The 22,621-nt window shown below is 45.3% G+C and carries 18 protein-coding genes; 3 read left to right on the top strand and 15 right to left on the bottom strand.

The window, feature by feature from the left end:
- Positions 1-45 precede the first annotated feature (45 nt).
- Positions 46-2,022, top strand: coding sequence for an adenylate/guanylate cyclase domain-containing protein (locus tag V6M43_RS01580; RefSeq protein WP_332732294.1), 1,977 nt, complete (start codon positions 46-48; stop codon positions 2,020-2,022).
- Here the strand turns inward: V6M43_RS01580 and V6M43_RS01575 are convergent.
- The 6 genes from V6M43_RS01575 to V6M43_RS01550 all read right to left on the bottom strand — a co-directional run bounded on the left by V6M43_RS01575 (position 2,002) and on the right by V6M43_RS01550 (position 8,519).
- Entirely contained in the window at positions 2,002-3,642 is a 1,641-nt protein-coding gene (locus V6M43_RS01575; protein WP_332732293.1) for a vWA domain-containing protein, read from the bottom strand. The two genes, V6M43_RS01580 and V6M43_RS01575, sit on opposite strands and share 21 nt — an antisense overlap.
- A 181-nt stretch (positions 3,643-3,823) precedes the next feature.
- Positions 3,824-4,363 carry a hypoxanthine phosphoribosyltransferase gene (hpt, locus tag V6M43_RS01570; RefSeq protein ID WP_332732292.1) on the bottom strand — a complete coding sequence of 180 codons (540 nt, stop codon included), beginning with the start codon at positions 4,361-4,363 and terminating at the stop codon, positions 3,824-3,826.
- A 1-nt stretch (position 4,364) separates the two neighbouring features.
- The gene (locus V6M43_RS01565; protein WP_332732291.1) at positions 4,365-5,576 is read right to left on the bottom strand and encodes a glucosaminidase domain-containing protein; all 1,212 of its coding nucleotides are present in this window, start codon (positions 5,574-5,576) and stop codon (positions 4,365-4,367) included.
- A complete protein-coding gene (locus V6M43_RS01560; RefSeq protein ID WP_332732290.1) occupies positions 5,573-6,229 on the bottom strand; it encodes an O-methyltransferase in 657 nt (218 codons plus the stop codon). Before V6M43_RS01560 ends, V6M43_RS01565 begins: the two co-directional genes overlap by 4 nt.
- A 38-nt stretch (positions 6,230-6,267) precedes the next feature.
- Positions 6,268-6,963 carry a TIGR00730 family Rossman fold protein gene (locus tag V6M43_RS01555; protein WP_332732289.1) on the bottom strand — a complete coding sequence of 232 codons (696 nt, stop codon included), beginning with the start codon at positions 6,961-6,963 and terminating at the stop codon, positions 6,268-6,270.
- A 92-nt stretch (positions 6,964-7,055) separates the two neighbouring features.
- Positions 7,056-8,519, bottom strand: a complete 1,464-nt coding sequence (locus V6M43_RS01550; protein ID WP_332732288.1) for a sodium:solute symporter — start codon at positions 8,517-8,519, stop codon at positions 7,056-7,058.
- 68 nt (positions 8,520-8,587) lie between these two features.
- Between V6M43_RS01550 and V6M43_RS01545 the strand changes: the two genes are divergently transcribed.
- Positions 8,588-9,127 (top strand): TIGR00730 family Rossman fold protein, encoded by a 540-nt coding sequence (locus V6M43_RS01545; protein WP_332732287.1) that lies wholly within the window; start codon positions 8,588-8,590, stop codon positions 9,125-9,127.
- A gap of 44 nt (positions 9,128-9,171) precedes the next feature.
- Here the strand turns inward: V6M43_RS01545 and V6M43_RS01540 are convergent, their stop codons facing one another.
- From V6M43_RS01540 to V6M43_RS01505, 8 genes are all read right to left on the bottom strand, one after another.
- Positions 9,172-9,777: a hypothetical protein gene (locus tag V6M43_RS01540; protein WP_332732286.1), complete on the bottom strand. Its 606-nt coding sequence runs from the start codon at positions 9,775-9,777 to the stop codon at positions 9,172-9,174.
- 86 nt (positions 9,778-9,863) lie between these two features.
- A complete protein-coding gene (locus V6M43_RS01535; protein ID WP_332732285.1) occupies positions 9,864-10,889 on the bottom strand; it encodes a PorP/SprF family type IX secretion system membrane protein in 1,026 nt (341 codons plus the stop codon).
- A 38-nt stretch (positions 10,890-10,927) separates the two neighbouring features.
- Positions 10,928-14,617: a DUF7948 domain-containing protein gene (locus V6M43_RS01530; protein WP_332732284.1), complete on the bottom strand. Its 3,690-nt coding sequence runs from the start codon at positions 14,615-14,617 to the stop codon at positions 10,928-10,930.
- 49 nt (positions 14,618-14,666) lie between these two features.
- On the bottom strand, positions 14,667-16,760 hold the full coding sequence (gene recG / locus V6M43_RS01525) for an ATP-dependent DNA helicase RecG (RefSeq protein WP_332732526.1): 2,094 nt from the start codon (positions 16,758-16,760) through the stop codon (positions 14,667-14,669).
- 58 nt (positions 16,761-16,818) lie between these two features.
- Complete coding sequence (locus V6M43_RS01520; RefSeq protein ID WP_332732283.1) at positions 16,819-18,024, bottom strand: glycosyltransferase; 1,206 nt, start codon at positions 18,022-18,024, stop codon at positions 16,819-16,821.
- A gap of 5 nt (positions 18,025-18,029) precedes the next feature.
- Positions 18,030-19,190: a sugar transferase gene (locus V6M43_RS01515; RefSeq protein WP_332732282.1), complete on the bottom strand. Its 1,161-nt coding sequence runs from the start codon at positions 19,188-19,190 to the stop codon at positions 18,030-18,032.
- A 29-nt stretch (positions 19,191-19,219) separates the two neighbouring features.
- On the bottom strand, positions 19,220-19,624 hold the full coding sequence (locus V6M43_RS01510; RefSeq protein ID WP_332732281.1) for a response regulator: 405 nt from the start codon (positions 19,622-19,624) through the stop codon (positions 19,220-19,222).
- A 293-nt stretch (positions 19,625-19,917) separates the two neighbouring features.
- Positions 19,918-21,120, bottom strand: a complete 1,203-nt coding sequence (locus tag V6M43_RS01505) for a glycosyltransferase family 2 protein (protein ID WP_332732280.1) — start codon at positions 21,118-21,120, stop codon at positions 19,918-19,920.
- A 53-nt stretch (positions 21,121-21,173) separates the two neighbouring features.
- Between V6M43_RS01505 and V6M43_RS01500 the strand changes: the two genes are divergently transcribed.
- Entirely contained in the window at positions 21,174-21,815 is a 642-nt protein-coding gene (locus V6M43_RS01500) for a hypothetical protein (RefSeq protein ID WP_332732279.1), read from the top strand.
- Positions 21,816-21,835: 20 nt separating this feature from the next.
- On the opposite strand, the gene V6M43_RS01495 is transcribed toward V6M43_RS01500, so the two are convergent.
- On the bottom strand, positions 21,836-22,612 hold the full coding sequence (locus V6M43_RS01495; protein ID WP_332732278.1) for an NIPSNAP family protein: 777 nt from the start codon (positions 22,610-22,612) through the stop codon (positions 21,836-21,838).
- Between the last annotated feature and the right edge of the window lie 9 nt (positions 22,613-22,621).

The following is a 22,621-nucleotide window of genomic DNA, read 5'->3' as shown; positions in this document are numbered from 1 at the left end:
TATTTCCATTTATAAGTAATTTAAGCATTATATAAAATGGAAAGAATGGGTAGGTTCAGAACTGTATTTGTGGTGTGTGGGCTGATGGTAATGCTAAATGCCCATTTTGTGGCCAATGCACAGGATAGCAGGACTGACAGCCTCATCCAACTCCTCAGCAGATCAAAGGAAGATTCCAATAAAGTCAATCTCCTGAACCAGATTTCCGCAGCTGACATTCAATCACCTTCCGCCCTCGATTATGCTCAACAAGCTGTTACTCTTTCTGATAAGATTAAATACAATAAGGGAAAGGCACTTGCATACAAAAACATAGGTCTCCATCACTTCATTAAGAGTGATTTTATTCGTGCTGATGAAAACTGGAGGCAGGCACAAAAACTTTATGCGCAGATAAGGGATGAAGCAGGGCTTGCCAATATCCTGAATAACCTCGGCTCAATTCAGTATAACCTGGGTAATCTTTCCAGTGCGATTGAGTTTTTCTTTAAATCGCTGGAAGCCTCACAAAAAGCCAGCGATACATTAAGAACAGTAACCGCACTTAATAATGTTGGTCTCATTTATATGACCAAACCCAATACACACGACCTCGCCATTGACTACCTGAATAAAGCATTGAAATTAGGGGAACTCATAAAGGACAGTGCCAATATGGGGCTTTCATATGTTAATCTTGGAGAAGTATATTATGAGCAGAAAAATGATTCTGCTGCTCTCTACAACTGTTTTAAAGCCAAAGAACTATTGCATCCCAATGACGAGATACTTCCTTATTTGCTGAATAATATCGGGAAGATTTATTCCAGAAAAGGACAGAACGATCTGGCATTAAAATACCATGAAGAAGCTTTTGCAAAGGCCACTGAAATCGGATCTAAATTATTTATGGCACAGGCTTCACTTTCTATGGCAAACCTTTACAAGAAGCAAGACCTGCTGGGCAAATCCATGCTTTATTTTTCAAAGGCAAGTGATCTTGCGCTGGAAATAAAAGCCGGACCGGAATTACAAAGGGCATACCGTGGACTTTCAGAAGCTTATTATGCAACTGATGATTATCAAAATGCATATCGTTACAGCAACCTGTCAGCAAAACTCGCAGATTCACTTTATAAATATGCAGCAGATAGCATGCAGCTAAAATATGAGGTGGGTATTAAGGAAAAACAAATCGATCTGTTGACAAAGGATAAAGATCTAAAAGATTTGGAATTAAAAAGACAGAAAATTGCAAAGAACGGGCTCATAGCCGGACTGGGATTGGTATTCCTTATCATTGGAATACTATATCGTGATTACCGCACCAAAGTAAAAACAAACAAACTTCTTGACCACCAGAAGGCTGAGATCGAGGGCCTTTTGCTGAATATTCTTCCCGCTGAAGTAGCCACTGAACTACAACAGGAAGGCAATGCCACTCCAAAATATTTTGAGCAGGCCTCCGTTCTTTTTACAGACTTTAAGGGGTTCACACGAATGGCAGATGCCCTTTCACCCCAGGAAGTTGTTGCTGCCCTCAATGAATGTTTCATGGCATTTGATGATATCATAGAGCGCAACAATCTGGAAAAGATAAAAACCATCGGAGACTCCTATATGTGTGCCGGCGGTATTCCACGCGCTGATCCTAACCATGTAATGAATATTGTGAGGGCAAGCTTTGAGATCCTGGAATTTATGCGTGGATGGAATAAGGTGAGAGCCGAAAAAGGCCTCAGTTCATGGGAACTTCGCATAGGTATACATGTTGGTCCCGTTGTTGCCGGTGTGGTGGGTAAAAAGAAATATGCCTACGATATCTGGGGCAGTACCGTGAACATTGCCAGCAGGATGGAAAGTGCCGGGGAAATAGGACAGGTTAATATTTCAGAGACATTATATGAACTGATCAAGGATCAATACGACTGCAGTTACCGTGGTAAGATATCAGCGAAAAATATTGGTGATATCGACATGTATTTTGTTAACCACCTGAAAACAGAAGTAGAGGAAGTGGAACTAACGAAATATGCTTCTTAACCTGGTTGGAGGTTTCCCTTTATAATAGATTTTTTTTGCCTTCTCCAGTAACAACAGAAACTCCTGCTGAAGGAAGTCGCCCTGGGTTGCCACCGGCACCACAATATTCTGCACATCATTCCAACTCGCCTGTTTGGTGAATTTGGATTCTTTAAGCAACGATCCGAATAATGCCACACCTGTTGCCAGCCTGTATTCTGCCGGCAACTGATCAAATGCTGTTTCCGTTGAATAAACCTTGCTCCTTATTTCATTGTGAACACTGTCTTTTGGCTTTTTATAGGTCAGCGATATGTCTGCAAGTTCCAATGCCTCTGCTTTGGCTGTGGCAGCAGGCACTAATTCAAAAATGGCCATTAAAGTATGCCCTGAGCCTAACTCCCCTCCTTCCAGCACACTGGTTGTATCAGACACAGCTGAATATTTGTTATCAAACCCAAGTAAGCGATATTCAGCCACCTGTGATGGATTAAATCGTACGTGTAATAAGGCATCATCGGCTACAGCATACATGGTTTGCGTAAGCTCCCTCACCAATACTTTCTCTGCTTCCTTCTCATCATCGAGGTAAGAAAAATTACCGTTCCCTTTCTTTGCAAGCACTTCCAGTTTCGAGTCTTTATAATTACCCATCCCCACGCCAAGACAGGTAAGGTAAATGCCTAGCTGACGCTGTTGTGTTATCAGTCGCTCAAGGTCTTCTTCACTTGTTTGTCCAACATTGAAATCACCATCAGTGGCTAGTATCACCCGGTTATTACCCTTGGGAATATACTGGCTTTGAGCTACCCGGTAAGCAGCACGAATTCCTGACTCACCGGCAGTTGCACCACCGGGTTCTAATCCCTCAATTGCTTTATGGATCTTTTCTTTTTCAGCACCGGAGGTAGGATTCAACCACACGCCAACACTTCCGCCATATACAACAATTGATACGGTATCAATAGCGCGCAGATTGTCAACCATTAGCTTGAAGGCAGATTTCAATAATGGAAGCCTGTTGGGCATATCCATGGAACCGGAAATATCGATAAGGAATACAAGGTTGCTGGGGGCAACATTTTCCAGATCAAGTTTTTTTGCAGAAGCTTTTATCAACAGTAATTTATTGGTGACTTGCCAGGGGCAGGCAGTGAGTTTGGCATCGAGATGAAAAACATCCTCACCACTGGGTGCAACATGATTAAGGTTGAAGTAATTGAGCATCTCCTCAATCCTTACAGCATCGTGCGGAACAGTACTTCCCATATTCAGGAAGCGACGGATATTGCTATAGGATGCCTTATCGGTATTGATGGCAAAGTCTGTATGGGGGAATCGGTTTGCATCGGTGAAATTATTTTCCACCAGGCTACTGTATGTTTCACCTCCTACATTGAAGCGCGTTCCATCCTTTGAATGAAGGTCGCGGGTTACAGACATCAATCTCTTCTCCTGCTTTTTTGCCTGTTTGGAAATCAGCTTCATCACGAAGTTATTTTCCTTCCTGCTGTCAAGCATAACCGTCATTGGTTGATAGCCTTCGAGACTAAGTGTAGCAGAATCTTTGAGAATGGTGGAGGTGATACCAAAGCCGCCGTAAGTGCCTGAATAGTAAAGATATCCAGTGGCATGAAGCATCATCTTTACGTTGGCTAATGCTTTGCCTGCATCATCCTTTATTTCACCCCGGTAATAGAATTGGGCGCTGGTGGAAATAGAGGTAAATACCAGTAATATGGCAAGTACAGTTTTCAGGGTCTTTATTTCTGGGGGAAAGGTACATCATTCCAAACGCATTGTCAAGGGGGCAGGCTTCCACCTAGTGCTCCTTCAACTGGTAGATCTCAGGAATATTGCGACCGAGGCCATCGTAATCAAGCCCATATCCCAATACAAATTTATTAGGGATGCTGAAGCCGAGATACTTTATATGTGTAGGATACTCAGTAGCATCGGGCTTATGAAGTAAGACGGCTAACTCAAGTGAAGCTGGTTGCTGGTGATTAAGCTGGGGAAGAAATTCACTCAACGTTTTACCCGTATCAACTATATCTTCAACAATAATCACATGCCGGTTATGTATATCAATATCAAGACCTATTGCTGTAACTACCTGACCGGTTGATTTAGTACCCTTGTAAGAAGCCAGTTTGATAAAACAGATCTCTGCATCAATACTTATTGCCTTGAAAAGATCAGAGGCGAACATAAAAGAACCATTCAAAATCGGTATGAACAATGGCCTCTTGCCTTTATAATCACGATTGATCTCCGACGCCAGTCTTTGTACCTGGCCATTGATCTCCTCCGCAGTCAGGTATGGCTCAAACGTCTTATCATTAACCCGGATATCTGTCATTTCAATTTGTGTAAATGATTAATTCCTGTCCTGTTCTCAGACTCACACCCACGAGTTTATTCCATTCGCGGATCTGTTCCTGGCTCACACCATATCTCTTGCTGATGCCATATAAAGTTTCCTTACTTCTAACAACATGGGTTGTTCGCTTTGCAGTTGTAATAGTAGCTGCTGCTGAAGTTTCTGTCTCATTTGAAACCTGCGCTGCTATTGCCGGCTGCTCCTGCAAGGTCCTGGTTTCTCCTGCAAGTAGAGGCCGGGCGGGGGCTTTCTCGCGCAGATAAATCTTTTCTCCCTCCGCCGGCTCAGAACCTGCCAGCAGATGGTTGAGCTCCAGAATATTTTCATAGCGGATTCCTTCCTGCTGTGATATGTCGTAGATTGTTTCTCCCGGTTTCAGTACCCTGAAAATATTAGCCCCGGTTTTACGCTTGCGCTGGAGATACACCAGTTGATCCATCGCCAGAATATTTCCCTCACCGGGTGTCATGTCATTGAAATCAAGCAGGCGCGAAAGCGTAAGATCATGCTCATTTGCAACTGCCAGTAATGATGTGCCTGCTTTCACAAATACAACTCTGGTATCGTTGATCTCAAAAACGCCGGAAGGATAAGTTATAGAAGGTGCGTCGGCAATAGTTGTTGTTTCAGCCGGTGGTCTTATGCCTGTTAACACGCCCGAAGGAGCCGGTATCTTCCCCATGGCTATCAGGCTGTACTGCTGCAGGTCATAGGTTTCAATCAGCTTTATCAGCAATTGCGAATATTTGATATTGGTGGCATACCCAGCTTGTTTCAGTCCATAGGCCCAGCCTTTATAATCGGCAGGATCAAGGCGGAAAAGAAAAGAATATCGCTGGTTGCTTTTTAGAAAATTTGAATGGTCGCGATATGATTCAATCGCGGCAGCATAACTTCGGAAGCACTCGCCACTGGCATCATCATCATGGTAAACTTTTTCGCCCTGCCAGGAAGTCTTACACTTGATACCGAAATGGTTATTGGATTTCTGCACCAGTTCACTCCTCCCCGCTTCGGTCTCATGTATTCCCTGTGCAAGTTTAATTGCCGCTGGAACACCGGTTCTTTGCATCTCATCAATGGCAACCTGCCGGTAGGTGTTGATATAATCAAGTACAGCCGGATTGGTTTGCGCCAATCCAATTGTAAAGGTGAAAAAAACCAACCCTGTTAACAATACTGTGCGGATCATGTAATATTTTTTTTCTGCAACAATAATAGTCCATCCCTGATTGTAACCATCACCCGCTCAACTCGTGCATCGGCCGCTACATGCTCATTAAAAGCCTGCACTGCTTTAGCATTTTTTCCACTGGGTGGGTTTTCAAGTACCTGTCCATGAAACAGGACATTATCGGCGATGATCAATCCGCCATTGCGTAATTGCGGAACAACCAATTCATAATAATCAATATAGCCCGTCTTATCGGCATCTATGAAAACCAGGTCCCAGGGGCGGTCTAAAACCGGAATGATTTCCGTGCCCAACCCTTCATGTAAAATTATCTGACCGGCATAGGGCGACAAGTTAAAATTTCTCCTCGCAACAGTTGCCTCTTCATTTCTTAATTCAATGGTATGTAACTCACCTCCCGGCACAAGTCCCTCTGCAAGGCAGAGCGCACTATATCCTGTGAAACTGCCAACCTCCAGAATATATTTCGGTTGTACCAACCTGCTAAGCATTGCCAGCAACCTTCCCTGCAGGTGGCCACTCAGCATATGCGCCTGCGGATGGGTACTATTTGTTTCCTCCGCAATATTTTTCAATAACTCCGGCTCGGGTGAACTGAACTTCTCAGCATACACATTCGCCAGAGGGTTGACCAGGTCTAATGAATCCATTATGGCAAAAATAAGGCTTCCTGCCTATTTATACTCCCTTAGAAGTTCGGCTGTAGCGGATGTTTACTATAGAAATGCAAAACATGCTCGGCAACTTCCTCCGCGGTATCCGCAACTTTCAGGAGCTCCAGGTCATCTCCTGAAATATAAGCCTCCTTCAGCATCGTATGCTGCAACCATTCCATGAGTCCGGCCCAATAATCCCTTCCCACTAAAATCAGGGGTACTTGCAACATCTTACCGGTCTGGATCAGCGTGGCAACTTCAAAGAATTCATCCATGGTCCCAAATCCGCCGGGCATCATCACAAATCCCTGCGAATACTTGGTAAACATAGTTTTGCGCACAAAGAAATATTCAAAATTGAGATTGGCGTCGCGGTCAATATAGGGATTGGCATGCTGCTCAAAGGGCAACTCAATATTCAATCCCACCGATTTACCACCGCCCAGCTGGGCGCCTTTGTTGGCGGCTTCCATGATACCCGGTCCGCCACCCGAAATGATACCAAATCCCTCCCCGGCAAGCTTCTGGGAGATGTCTACCGTTAATTCATAAGATGCATGGCCCGGTTGGGTGCGGGCAGACCCAAAGATGGATATACAGGGACCTAATTTGGCCAACGCTTCAAATCCATCTACAAACTCCGCCATTATTTTAAAGATCTGCCAGCTAGAATGTGCTTTTGATTCACTCCACCGCCTTTGCTTGTTCATCCTTATCGTGTCATTCATTTTCTTCTTTTTAAGGTTTGGAGACAACAATGCCACCCATTCAGAACATGGATGGCATCGTAGTTATACAATATTAAGAACGTATATTTTCTTTAGATAGTTTGTAACCCGGTTGATTTTTTTGAAATCATTAACAGCCCCAGGAAGGTGATCAAACCATTGATCAGCAAGAGCTCTATACCAATCTGGTAGCCACCCAGGTAATCCGCAGCAAACTTACTTATCAGGTAACTGATAAAGGGGGATAGCAGGCAGATAATGGTAACAATAAAATTGTCAGGGAAGGTCCTTTTGGTGAGCAACCCAAAAGCAAATAAACCGAGTAATGGCCCATAGGTATAGCCTGCAAGATCGAGGATGATTCCGATGATCGATTTGTTATCGATCCACTTAAAGATGAAGATGCAGATCATGAAGATCACGGAAAATGTGAGGTGAACGGTCATGCGTATACGCTTCTGTTGTTTCTCGGTGAGATTCGGGTTTCTCCTGATGCCAAGTATATCAATACAGAAACTGGATGTTAATGCAGTGAGTGCTCCATCTGCACTTGGGAACAAGGCTGATATCAGTGCAATGATGAAGATGATTCCTATGGCCGGTGGAAGATAGCTGAGTGCGATGGTTGGAAAAAGATCATCCCCCTTTACATCCATTCCCTTATTGGCAGCATAGATATAAAGTAAGCCTCCCAACAGCAGGAATAAGAAATTTACAAATACGATCACCACGCTAAACGTCATTATGTTTTTCTGGGAGTCTTTTAGTGTCTTTACACTGATATTCTTTTGCATCATTTCCTGGTCGAGCCCGGTCATGGCAATAGTGATGAATGCTCCACCGATCACCTGTTTCAGGAAGAATCCTTTACTGTTAACATCAGTGTTCATCATATCGGTATATCCTTTTGCGGAGAGCGCCTGCATTGCTTCTCCCAGTCCATATCCAAGGCTGTTCATTATATAAATGACACATACAACAAGTCCAAGTAACATGAAGCTTGTTTGTAATGTATCAGTATACACGATGGTCTTTACGCCTCCTTCAAATGTATAGAGCAGTATCATCAGCAAAATGACGAAAGCAGTAACTACAAAGGGTACACCCAGATTATCTAGGATGAAAAGCTGCATCACGTTGATCACCAGGTATAGTCTTGCTGTTGCGCCGATAGTTCTTGATATGATGAAAAATAAAGCCCCGGTTTTATAGGCTGTGAAGCCGAATCGTTGTTGCAGGTAATGATAGATGGATGTGAGGTTCAGCCTGTAATAAAGGGGTAGCAACACATAGGCGATAACGATATATCCAAGGAAATATCCCGCCACTACCTGCATGTACATGAATGCATTGGTTGAAACTGTACCGGGAACAGAAACAAAAGTTACACCACTCAGCGAGGTGCCGATCATGCCAAATGCAACCAGCATCCAGTTGGAACTTTTGTTGCCGATAAAAAAGCTTTCGTTATTGGCATTCCGGGATGTATACCAGGCCACCACAAGCAATAAAACAAAATACGCGATTACAAAAGAGAACAACAAGGTTGGCGACATGCAGTAAGATTTTTCTGAAATAAGCTACAAATTAACCGTTAATACAATTACTTTAGTACAATTAATCTATGAATATAAAAGCCATAGCAGTTTTTTGCGGGTCGCAGGCAGGATCCAACCCTTTGTTCAAACAGCATACAGCAGAACTCGGTAAACTGCTGGCCATGCTTAATATCAGGCTGGTATATGGTGGTGGTAAAAAAGGATTGATGGGCGCCATAGCTGATTCTGTTCTTAAGCATGGCGGTGAAGTGATGGGTGTTATTCCGAAAGTTCTGACCGAATGGGAACAACAACATGAATCGCTTACCGATCTCGCCATTGTACCGGATATGCACAGTCGAAAAAAGATGATGTATGAAATGAGTGACGCCGCCATCATCCTCCCCGGAGGATTTGGTACCATGGACGAACTATTCGAAATGCTTACCTGGAACCAGCTAAAGATCCACGACAAAAAGATATATATACTCAACAGCGCAGGATACTATAATTCACTGATCCAGTTCCTTCGCCATGCAGAAAAGGAGAACTTCCTCTACGAGCCGGTGGAAGAAAGGATCATCATCTGCAATAACCCGGTTGAACTTTTCAATAAGATTCAATAGCCAGCGTGATAGGTGTCTGACACATTAAAGGCCGGCGGGTAACCTCAGCGGCCGATATTAAAACCTATGCTGTAGAATACCCGGTTGCCGTAGGGGGTACCGGGATTGGAATTGCTGGACGCCTTGTATAGCAGATCGTATTGCGCGGAGATGATCATGTTCACAGCCCCGCCAACAGGAAGTACAGCACCTGCCCCTGCAAGTAAAGAAGGAAGGATCTTACCATTGAGTGAATATTCAACATCTGTTGGATAGTATTTGTATTTACCCCAGATATAATTCATTTCGGGCTGTAGCTGAACGAAGCCCTGGCGGATGGGATAAAACCGGCCGAAAATATTCATACCGGCCACGCCATAACTTTCACGCGAAATAGTTTCACCATTATAGCGATCACGAAATTGTGAATACTGTGCATTGATGCCAATGCCGGCTGCGAAATAATTATTGAAGCGATAACCCACCTGCGGAGAGATATTGATAAGTGTATAATTACCGAAACTCAATCCGAAATTTCCACCAAAGAACAACCTGCTCTTATCAAAACCTTTCTTCTCCGTTTCAGCTTCTTTTTCTACAGCAGTACTATCCTGGGCATTGACGCCAGTACAAAATGCAGCAAACAGCAGTAAGCAAATAATTTTCTTCATAGTTTCTGAATTAAAACCGGTTCACCCTGTAAAACTCGGATAATTCAGGCAATCAATGAAAAAAGGCATGTGAAATGGTGCCGGACCTAAAATACCGGGCAGAGACTCTGGCGCTGGTTTCCCTGGAACTCATCGAAAAAGCCATGCTTGATGAGAGAGAACTCGATGGCACCCCGGGAACCGTTATAGGCCGATAGTGCTGAAGTGGTAACATCATAGCTGAAGCTCATCCTGAAATTATTCCACTGAAATCCTACCAGCGGAATAATGGATTCACCCGCGCGATAGTAAAGTCCACCGATCAACTGCGTGGTACCATCACCACTGAGATTATAGTTGGCAGAAGCACCTCCAACCAGCTCGGATGCAGATGCCTGTGTGGTGTAATAGGCCATAGGGTTAACAATAACGAGATCATTCACCTTATAACTGGCATTTACAAATCCGATATAACGAGGCGAGAGCCTGTTATCGAATCCATCTTCTGCAAAAAATGTTTCTTTCGGACGGTTGAGGTGATGTACCGAGAAACCGGCATTCACATATAATTTATCGCTGGGAAAATAGGCATAGTTCATTCCCACCTGCAGGTCAACATAACTGGTGCTTGTAGAGTTAAATACCACATTGGTGGGGATGCCCGCATCAAAAAATCCTGTCGACTGGTTAAACTGATCAGGGAATTTTAGCCGGGTGGGATCAATGCGCTTATTGGCATAGCCCACGTTAAAGCCGGCAGAAAGCAGGCTCGAATAACCAAGCATCTGGTGATAGGCCACCGAGCCATAAAATTTGGTAGAGGTAAGATTACCACTGCCAGCAACATCACGAAGTAAAACGCCGCCAAGACCCAGCCACCCTGTTTCAATACGATTTCTGAATACCTGCGCATCCCCGAAAACACTGATGGTCTTGTAAGGCACCGACATTATATTCACCCACTGGCTGCGATAGTTTGCGCCTATACGGTAGTCCGCATCAGGAATAAATCCTGTATTGGCCGGGTTGGTGGTCAATGGCGAATTGAACCACTGAGAAAATCTCAGGTCCTGCGCATCCGCAACAACTGTGAAACCTGTCATTACCAGGCAGATCATCCATAACCTTTTCATTGGCATCCTCTTGCTAATCATCGTCATTTCATTAATGGTTACCGGATCAGGGTGATATCCCCTTTTTTGGTTGCCTTAGTGCCATCGGTAAATTCAACATCCAGCACATAGGCATATACATCCATTGGTTGCAGCACGCCATTGAAGCGGCCGTCCCATCCAATCTTCAAACTATTTGATTCAAATACCTTCTGCCCGAAACGGTTGAATATGATGAATTTCATCCGACCGATCGCATAACCCCTCACCACGATCTGGTTATTAGGGGCGGGACCTAATGGCGTAAATGCATTAGGAATATCAATTCTCGGGATCACCAGAGCCTCTACCGGTAGGCAGATGGTGTCAGCACATCCTGTTTGGTTAAATGCTACCAGACAGGCATCAAATATTCCTGTTCTGTTATACTGGTGGTCAATAGGCGCCCTGCTGGCGGTCCTTAAGCTATCACCATCTCCAAACTGCCAGAGGAAATCAATAGCATCGGCCGATGATGTATTGGTGAAGGTGGTAGGCGTATTCTCTATGGGCGTAACTGGCGAATGAGTAAAACCAGCCACCGGAGCCGATTGTACGATCACATTCCTGAAAGCCGAATCAGAAATATTACAGGTGTTGGGATCGGTCACTACCAGCTTCACGCGGAAGGTACCCGGGTTAAGAAATTCCTTCACCGGCTCTTTATCCGTTGATGTTGTACCATCCCCGAAATCCCAGAAATATGTTTGCCCAGCTATTGAAGTATTGACAATTGGTGCCGTGTAAGGTGCACAACCATCGGGCATTTCAAAGCTTGCAACAACCAGTGGGGCCAGATTAAATTCTTTCATCAATGAGTCGCCGCCATTACAGAATATAGTATCCCGCAACAGCAGCCTTACCTGGTAAGTGCCGGCAGAAATATAATTATGATTAACAGGTGCGGTACCTGCAATTACTCTTGTTCCATCACCAAAATCCCAGAGGAAACTGGTATCCGTAAACGCTTTTCCAGGAGAAGGCACAGAGAGGTTATCAAACCGGAAAGAAAGCGATTCACAGGGTTGCAATTTCGTTGCTGTGAAATCAAGTAGCGCCTCATCGGCACGAACCCTTATTGTAAGGAAAGATGTATCACGAATATTACAACTGGTTGAATCAATGGCGATCAATCTTACCCTGAAATCACCCACCGAAGTATAGGTATGCTCCACTTCAACCGAGGTAGTGGAAGTATCGGCAGAACCATCCCCGAAATTCCAGATATAACTCTGTGCATTCTGGACGGTATCAATAAGTTTAACGGTGAGGGGAACACATCCCGAGGTATCATAAACGCCATTGATATAGGATGACACACCCGATCCAACGCCTGCAAAATTGAAGGCGATCTTAAGGGCAGCAAGGTTACACTCAGCACCATTGCCGGTTCCATTAGCTCCTGAAAATCCATTGGAGCAACACCAGGCACCTCCTGAAACGGGGAAGCGCGGACGCGGACTTCCTATAGCGCTGCTATAACAGTTGGCACACATGGCCTGGTAGATAATTCCATTCTGGTCGAAGCGACTTGTTCCGCCATCCACATGCTCTGAGAAATTACCATCCTGTCCAAAGAAGGTGGCATACATCAGTTCCGTGGCATCGCGCTTTATTACTATAAAATAGAAATCGTTATTGTCGGTGGTCCGTTTAAGTGCATCGGGTGTTACTTCCATCCCGATGGTACCTGCCATGGGGAAATCAGCGAGGTTGGTTCCGCCCCAGCCACTCACATAAATATTTTCACATCGGTCAACCAGGAATGCCACCGGCGAAATATTGGGTAGCGCTGAAGTGGTACCATAGGTAGTGGTATAGACCCATTCAGAGAGATCGATCTTCAATTTGCCTATGAACTGTTTGGCTCCTGCCCTGCCATAAGGTGCATTTATAATATTCCAGTTACCATAGGTAACCCCCATCACATAGGGATCGCCATCGCGGTCAAATTCAAATCCCAAAACAGCATCTGTTGCAGCTGTTCCAATAAAGGTTGACTTCTTCAATACAGACCCGTCGGAAGAAAATATGGCTATGAAACCATCGGAGCGATAACCCCCGAATGTTTGTCCAAGCGTTCCTGATTTATCTCCCGGAAAGTTATTACTCATGGTTGCCCCTGCGATCCAGATATCACCGCCATTGGGATTGATACCAACCACATAAGCGGCATCCAGACTATCACCACCAAAATAGGTACACATGGTGAGGTCAGAAAGGTCGCCCCTTGCTTTGATAAGAACTGCATCCTGCTTTCCTCTCAGTGAGCGGAAAGGTGCATTGGCAGTTGTATAGAAATTGTCGGATTGCGTGCAGGAAGCGAGATAAATATTACCACTGTTATCGAGCATCACTTCACTGCGGGCATCATCACCATAAAAATTCAACAGGCCTCTTGGATTCTCGCGGTGACTGTCGGCAGTATTAAAACCATCGTCACCACTACCACCAATGCGCAGTGAACCAACCAGTGCTGTACCTGCTGCATTCAGTTTTGTAAGAACGATATCATATCCTGACAGTGTACCACCACCCGTTGGTCCAAGGGAACGAAAGGCGGGGTAGTCAGAAGAACTTGTTCTGCCACCGATGATCAGGTTTCCCTGTCCATCTACAATAAGACTATGGGGCTGGTCGCTGGATGTACCCCCTAAATAAGTTGCATATACCCTTTGTGTTCCGGTAGCATCAAATTTCATGATGCCCATATTGAAAGGATTGGTATCAGTAGTAGCGGTAAAGCTTTGCTGGAATGCACCGGGTGAAACAGGGAAGCCGGTTCCGAAAACGATACCACCGCTATAAAGTGAACCATCGCCACCATAGGTAGCGGTATAACCCCAGTTGTCTGCGCGACTACCGGTGAAGGTGGCGAAGATCAGGGTGGGATCAATAATAAGCGTATTCTTTTTATCATAATCGCCGAGGGCGAACTTCACGGTGTTGTTGCGGAGCTGGTATCTCGCTTCAATGGTAGTCCGGCCCTTTGCCGTATTCTGGTAAGTGAAAGGAGGCATCTCCCTTACTTCACCTACACTTGTCTTAATAACGAGCTCGCCCTTGCTTGTGCTGAGGCCGGTGGCGCCGTCGTAACGCATAACAATAGCCGAAGGATCACCACCCGGATGAACGATGAATTCATATTTCGTCATACCCTCATCAGTAAAATAGCGCATGTCAATATTCGGGTATACATTCCGGTAAGTAACGGTATTGAATATGCGGCAATTGCCTGCCCAGGCAGAAGGATCATTACCGATAAAATAGTTGTTGTAGGAAGGCAATGGCTTTGAGCCTTCAACTATCATTGAGGGATTCATCCCTTCCAATACCATGCGATATGCATGGGAGCGGATCCTGATGGTGCCTTTGGGTAATTCGGAAGGTGCTGCTGTCTTATTTTTTGCGCTTGCCTTGTTATCTCCACCGCCACCTCCTGCGCCACCACCCGGGCCTTTAGCACCATCATGGGCATGGCCATGGGTAAGCGCGGCGAGGTTGGCAAGATCTTCAGGGTGGTGCTGAACAACAGTGAAGCCGGTACGTTGCAAAAAGAACGCACCGTTGCCAAGGTCACCCATGAATGTTACAGATTTATCCCATTGCCCTTTGTTTTCAACGAACTCAATATTGTTCGTATTCTTTTGGGCGAGGGCCGAGGTGGTACATAGGGCGGCCAGAAAAAATATGTGGAAATACTTTACCAAGGTCTATTGAATTTACATCAAATAATCGAATTAAACCAGCGCTTCTAATCTACGAGATCTTGCTCCATGCCAGTTTTCCTTTCTGCATCTGAAGGTAGCCTTTCAGCCTTTGATGTAAGGGCAGGTCAAGGGTCGGATCCGTTTCTATCAGCAACTGTGCACGCTGTTTGGCCGCGTCGAGCCAGCTTTTATCCTGCAAAATATCAGCCAGTTTAAAATTCAGTAATCCGCTCTGCCGGGTTCCTTCAATATCACCCGGGCCGCGAAGTTCAAGGTCCTTTTCAGCAATCAGAAAACCATCATTCGTTGAACACATTGTCTTCAACCGTTCACGGGCATCGTTGGTTATTTTAGGGCCTGTTAATAATATGCAAAAACTTTTATCGGCACCCCTTCCTACCCTTCCCCGAAGCTGGTGAAGCTGTGATAATCCAAACTTCTCCGCGCTCTCAATCACCATCACCGTTGCATTCGGAACATTCACTCCCACTTCAATCACTGTTGTTGACACCATTATGTGAGTATCATTTTGAACAAAGCGTTGCATGTTGGTTTCCTTCACATCGGGAGCCTGCCGGCCATGCACCATACTGATCCAGAATTTGGGTTCAGGAAAAAATGCTTTCACATTTTCATAACCACGCATCAGGTTTTCCAGGTCCAGCTTTTCTGATTCTTCAATTAATGGAAATATTATATATGCCTGCCGGCCCTTGTCAATTTCCGCCCTGATGAAATCCATCACGCTAGCCCTTGCATGCTCATAACGATGAACCGTGGTAATAGGTTGCCTGCCGGGCGGTAATTCATCTATTACGCTATAATCAAGATCGCCATAGGCTGTCATGGCCAGCGTTCTTGGGATAGGCGTTGCCGTCATCACCAGTATATGTGGGGGGATGGCTGCCTTCTTCCAGAGTTTTGCCCGCTGTGCTACGCCAAAGCGGTGCTGCTCATCAATAATGGCAAGGCCAAGGGAATGAAATTTAACCTTGTCCTCCAGTATGGCGTGGGTGCCAATGATAAAATGTATTTCTCCTTCTTCAAGTCCTTTTAATATACGTCGTCTTTCTGCAGCTTTTGTTGATCCCGTAAGCAAGGCCACCTGCACCGGCATATCCTTCAGCAGTTCGCTGATGCCATGATAATGCTGTGTGGCGAGGATCTCGGTGGGTGCCATCAGGCTGCTCTGAAATCCATTATCGGCTGACAGCAGCATACTCAATAATGCCACCATGGTTTTACCACTGCCTACATCTCCCTGCAGAAGGCGGTTCATCTGTTTGCCCTGGGCCATATCTTGCCTGATCTCCTTAAGCACTCTTTTTTGTGCACCCGTTAATTCAAAGGGCAGATAGTTATGATAAAAGTTATTGAAAAGCTTCCCCACCTGTGCAAACACTACGCCTTTTGAATAGCGATGTCTTTGCAGCCTGATCAGCGCCAGCCTGAGCTGTGCAATAAATAGTTCTTCAAAAACGAGTCGCTCACGGGCCTGCTTATACGCCAATTCGGAAGAAGGGAAATGTATCTGGCTATAAGCTTCGAACCGCGATGGAAAATTAAATTCCTTTATGAAAGAATCCGGCAGGTTCTCAGGAAGGTCAGCCTCTTTCAATGATGCCAGCAGAGAGTAGGTCAGTTTACCGAGTTGCCTTCCCCCCAGGTTTTTTGCTTTTAATTTTTCTGTACTTGGATATACCGGCTCAAGAAAGGCCTTTCCTCCTGCGCGCGAAGGATCCCAGGGCTCCATCTCCGGATGGGTGATCTGCGGAACACCATTGAAGAAGCCTGCCCTTCCAAAAACAAGATATGCCTGCCCCACCTGCAATCCCTTCTGGATCCAGTGTATACCCTGGAACCATACCAGGTCCATCTCACCACTGGCATCGCGGATCTTTGCCACCAGGCGCTTGGCGCGGTTCTCACCTATTACTGAAGTGCTGATAATAGTACCGGCAACCTGTACATATTCTGATGTAGGATGCACCGAGCTGATCGGGTTCACAATCGTTTTATCAATATGCCGAAGGGGAAAATGATCAAGCAGGTCCTTGAAGGTGAAAATATTGAGTTCCTTTTTGAGGATGTCGGCACGCAGGGGACCAACACCTTTCAGGTATTCAATGGAGCTCGATAATATGGTGGCATCAAAACTGATACGGAATGGTTGGTTTGATGCAAAAATAAGTGGCTGGAAACTATTCTTCGTGATTTGCTGTACTGGTATATGATTTGGGGGTATGCAGGAATTCTTTCCGGGAGCGCTGCATGCTGAACACGGCGCGCAGCATCGAGATAATCAACAGCGGTAATGCCAGCAGTGCACGGATAGTGGCAGATGAAAAGAACCGGGATGGCATTGCCATGCACAGGGTCAGAACAAAGAATAGTAGCAGGCTGAGCCACCACCCTGCAATAGGAAACATAAAATGTTTGCCGGTAGCATAGCGTAATATCAGCAATACTATTATGCCGCTGAATACGACCATATAGAGTGAGCGGGGGAGCAAAAGATTTTGCACCAGCTTATTTACATATTGCCGGTTAATTTTAATTCCCTTCATATCAGGTTCAAGGAAACGCCGGAGGTGATACCATTGCGCTTCCAGCCATCTTACCCTTTGCTTCTGGAAAACATCATGGCTGGCAACTTTCTCATCAAGCACCCAGGCATCCGGAATATAATGCATGCGTATGCCACGCTTTAAAAGCTGCATATCAATTTCACGGTCCTCCCCCGGATTATCCAGTATACCCGGATAATCAAATATTGATCGGATAAGTCCTATCTCAAATGCCATCCCTGAGCCGCAGGGAGCAGCGGAAAATCCAAGTGCCTGCGGACCCAGCCTGAACAGATGGTTATTGATCTCCTCGCTGATGGCATCGAGCCTGGCAACAGGATTCTGTTCATTTTTTGCAGTGCGATGACATTGTATGGCGAGATGACCCGCCTGGTAATAATCATTCACCAGGTTAAGGCATTCGGGTTTCATGATATTGTCGGCATCCAATATCATCACCAGTGAATACTTATCATCAGGAAGAACAGACAAGGCTGCGTGGATTGATCTTGCCTTCATACCTGCCGCAACTTCCAGCACCGTTGCTCCCATCTGCCTGAGTTTAGCGATGGTGGAATGCTTCAGCGAATCTGCTATTACTATAACGTCAAAAAGCCCTTCATGATAATCATGATTAAGGGCTTCTGACACAGTATGTTCAATAACATGGTCGTCTTTAAAAACCGGTATAAGGATGGCTATCCTCGCAAATCGCGATGCCGGTGGCGGGAGGTTTTCCCGGTATAGCATTCCTGCAATAGCAATCACCAGCAGGTAGGATATACTGCAAAACAGGTAAATGAACAGGATAAGTCCCGCGATGTGAAGAAAGGTTAGCAATTTGCTCAGACATTGGCTTTCTGGATAAGCGCTGGTGGTGTGTTAGCAATGATCCAGAGATCAAAAAAGAAATTTTGCTTTTTAGAATACGTTATATCCAGGTTGATTCTTTCCTGAACACACATGAAATGTCGGTCTTTTTTACGGATCTGCCAAAGTCCGGTCATTCCGGCCGGTGCCAAAAAGCGTTCACTCCATTCATCCGTTGTGAGCATGGCTGCTTCATAAAGTGGCAGGGGACGGTTACCAACTATCGACATATCACCCAGCAATACATTAAATAATTGTGGAAGTTCATCAAGGCTTGAGTTCCTCAGGAACTTACCAATGCGGGTAACCCTCGGATCATCCGTAACCTTGAAAAACACCTTTCCCTTTTCTTCATTGAATACATTGAGGTGCCTGAGCTGGTCGAGCTGTGATTCAGCACCACACTTCATTGTACGGAATTTGAAGAAATTGAAGATCCGGTATCCTTTGCCTGCTCTTTTGGAGATATACAATACGGGGCCTTTGCTTTCCAGCTTGATGGCAATTGCTATCAGAAGCATAACGGGAAAGGTTATCGCTATTGCGAGTAAGGCAATGCTGATATCAAAGATCCTTCTTCCTGTAGGGCCCATTCCGGTGAAGGAATCAGCATAATTGTAAACCGGCTTTTTAGCCTGTTGGGCAATACGGCGGGCTTTTACTTTCTGCAGGAAGCTGATGCGATGAAGCAATTTTGCATCGGCCTTACGGGTATCGGTGATATCATCAAAAAGATGCATCAGCAGGGATGGGTCACCGTAATCGCGACTTGTATCACTGCTATCCATGATAACAGGTATAGCCCGGAACCTTTCCATGGAGGCGAGGTATTTAGATAATACTTCAACTTCACTGAGCGCAGTGCTGCTGTCGATAATAAAAGCTGCAGGAACAATTTTCTGCCCGCTTTCAAGCCTTTGCAGGATGGTAATGCCTTTGTTGATAGTTTCGGCAGCATAGCCACCATCGAAAAGATTCACCAGGTAATCGATACGGCGGGTATTTCTGCCGATGTAAAAGAATTCACGGGAGTGAATCTTCACAACAGGGGCCGTTTCCGGTTCGCGGAAAACAGAATACCTTTTGTAGGTAGCAGTTTGTGGTGATGGATGTGTTAAGTGTAAAGTTTGTTCCATTCAGGTACTAGTTTTCTGTTAGGTAATAGTCAGACTACTTTGAGGCTTACTGGCCCCCTGGCTGACGGTACGTGTAACAGGCTTTCCAACTTTTGGAGGAGATCGATCGGATTAAAGGGCTTTTTGAACCATGCATCAATACCATATTCATCGCATGCGGAAATGATCTCTTCTTCCGGTAATGCTGATATGACTATAATAGGTATGTGCTTGTAAAGCCCGCTGGTCTTGAAGTATTCAACAAGCTCCCAATTTTCAAGGTCGGGGAGACTGGAGTCCATTATGATAGCATCAGGAAAGGTTGACCTTGACATCCACTGCATGGCATCGCCAGCACCGGAGGCGGTCAGGGTAGAATACCTATCCTGTAAAACTGTCTGCAATAAAAACCTGATAGCATTACTACCGGTGATCACGAGTATCTTTCTTCTCATCATTGAATAATTAAGCGGTTAAACTCAATCTTTCAATAGGAATGCAATTGGAACGGCTATGATTTCATAAGGTATTCGACGCCATTGAAACTTTCATTTCAATTTGTAATGAGCCAGCAATACTTGTAATCAGATACCGTTTTCAGGCGAGTTCTTAGGATTCGTGGAATAGCAAGCGAGATTATAGCGGATTTGAATAGGACTATTGTGAGGTAAAATTAGCACTCTTTTCGGTTAATCAAAATCTTTTGCCACAATTATTTATGCACCATTGTGAATCTCTCACAATAGCTTTACCCAGCCTGGTTTTCCTTAACGGGCAGGTTCAAACGTTTTGACTTTTCCCAGGTGGCAGAATGTTTTCCTGAGAGGTACATGATCCCACCCAAAATGGCTGACCAATTCATGAAAACAAAATAGTATATGGCGCTGACGATGGGCCATTTTCTATTAATAAGTGCCCCCAGCCAGCCAGCCGTGGCCGCTAAATAAAATAGGAATTGCATCCAGCAGCTGAAGGAATAAAAACCACCCATGTCCTGTATAACCAGCACCAGGTTGGAAACCAGTAAAAGTATCAGGCAGAGAGGCGTGACGGTCCACCGTAGTACGCGGTGACTGATATACTGAAATAATAGCATGGGTTTGTGCCGGGCAGCCTGCAGCATTTTAAGCCGCACCATCGACTGGTACCCTCCTGCAGCTATACGTACTTTTCTTTTCTGCTCCTCTGCCAGCGATACCGATCCTGTTTCGGTAGCAGTTGCCCCGGCCTCATAGGCAATGCGATAGCCTTTGAGGCAGATCCTGAGCGATAACATGAAATCATCGAGGATAGTATCAGGTTCAAAGGGCTGAAACAGCGCTGTGCGGAAAGCAAAAAGCTCCCCTGCCGCCCCTACGAGGGTCTGCACCGCGGCATCCTGCTCTTTTAACCATGATTCATAGATCCAGTAAAGTCCCTCCCCGCCTGCACTCACCCCATCGGCAGCAGGAGAAGCGATGCGCTTTTCACCGGAAGCCCCTCCCACCCTGCTATCAGCAAAATGGGCCACCAGTAAACGAAGACTGGCAGGGTCAACCATTGCATTAGCATCGGTGAGAACGGTAATGCTTCCCTCCACCCTTTGCATCGCCCGGTTTATGGCCATGGCCTTTCCTTCCCTGGCTGCCTGGTGCATGCCCATCACCTGCGGGAATGCATGAACAATTATGTCGCTGCCATCATCCGATCCATCCGTGATCACGATCACCTGTAAGAGTTCCTTGGGATAATTCAGCTGGAGGGTATTCCTGATCTTGGGCCCCAGTATATCCGCTTCATTATAAGCCGGGATGAGAATGGTAACGGCAGGGAGATCTTCCTCTTTCAGGGGCATGGGAGCAGGCCTGTTTCGAATACGCGCCAGCATCGCCATCACCATGCCATACCCAATATAGGTGTAGAGCACAACCAGCAGGCTGAACCAGTATACGATAAGCATCACCGTTGCCATCCTGCAATAATACCCAATTAAAGTACAATCCGGATATTTGCAGCTTTCAACACATGCATTATCCCGTCTACCTCCACACAATAGAATATGGACTCTATTCCACGGAAATATTTATGCCCGATGAAGATGAGGTAAAGAAAATATATGAGCGGGAGAAATCACTTCGTCCGGATATTGATTTTCCTTTCTGGACAAGACTATGGCCCTCTGCAATTGCACTCTCAATATTTCTCCGCGAAAATGAGGACTTGATTGAGGGGAAGAAGCTTTTGGAATTGGGGGCTGGACTGGGATTGCCATCTGTTGTTGCTGCAACAATAGCCCAGTCTGTTACCAGCAGTGATCATATTGACGCGGCCGTGGAAACAATGGTCAAAAGCTTTTCATATCATGGGTTTAAAAATGCAAATAGTGTACGGATAGACGTTAGGGATATACCGGTAGAGCTTCAAACGGATATTCTACTATTAAGTGATATCAATTATGATCCCCACTTATTTCCGGATTTAATAAAACTGGTGACCCGGTTCCTTGAAAATGGAACCACCATCATCCTCAGTACTCCGCAGAGAATTATGGGAAGCGCTTTCATTGAATTATTAATGCTTTACATGAAAACGCATCAGTTGTTTGAGATAAAAGAAAAGAAGGATATCGCCAGCATCTCAGTTTTTGTATTTGGGATTCAGTCCTGATTAGGATCTTTGCAAATGCTTTAGTAATCCGAATATGGGGCAGCGTGCATCAGGATGATATCGGCCTTTGATACATTTTTTTGGTATTCTGCCATGGTAGAGATCCTTTTCCACTCGGGTGATGCGCCAAACGCTTTCCAGTGCTCATTACGCTGTTCCATATTATTGAAACTCGTCATGTAGATCAGGTTAGGCATTCTGCTTCCAGCAATTACATCACCATAAAATATTGCATTGAAATCAAGTCTTTTGAAAAGATCGATCTCCCCTCCTTCATTGAACATATGTACCTTATTGCGATACCTTTCTTCCGTGCTGGATTCATAGCTTCTCAATTCATAAACCTTATCGGCAATGCTGCCACTAAGCACAGGAAGAGTAAGCGATGGGGCGAGTGCAAAGGATTGCATATAGATATTTTCCATTCGAGTGTAAGGCGCCTTATCGTATTGTGCAGCATGGAAGGCAGCAGCATCCTTACTGTAATCTTTATCCTTCAGAATTGCCAGCCTCCACTCTGTTGCATCCTTCCAGTTTTTGAATGGAAGCAACACATATAGTTGTTTGGTTTTTGCCGTATCATTAGCAATGGGTTTGAAGGCCCCGATCTTCTGCACACCTCTTTTATGTAATACTGGCAGCAAGGCTTTCTCCATATACGAATCAAGTGCGGCCTCCTGCTCCTTATCCTGGAAATGATAAATGATCAGTTGGTAAATTGTACCGGAGGTGCGCTGGCTGTAAAGATTTAATCCACAGAGCAGGATGGCGAAAATCAGCAATGGCAATCGTAACATGTTCGTTTG

It is taken from the genome of Flavihumibacter sp., from assembly GCF_036676075.1.
Lineage (GTDB): Bacteria > Bacteroidota > Bacteroidia > Chitinophagales > Chitinophagaceae > Flavihumibacter.
This window is presented reverse-complemented; position numbering and strand designations above follow the sequence as displayed.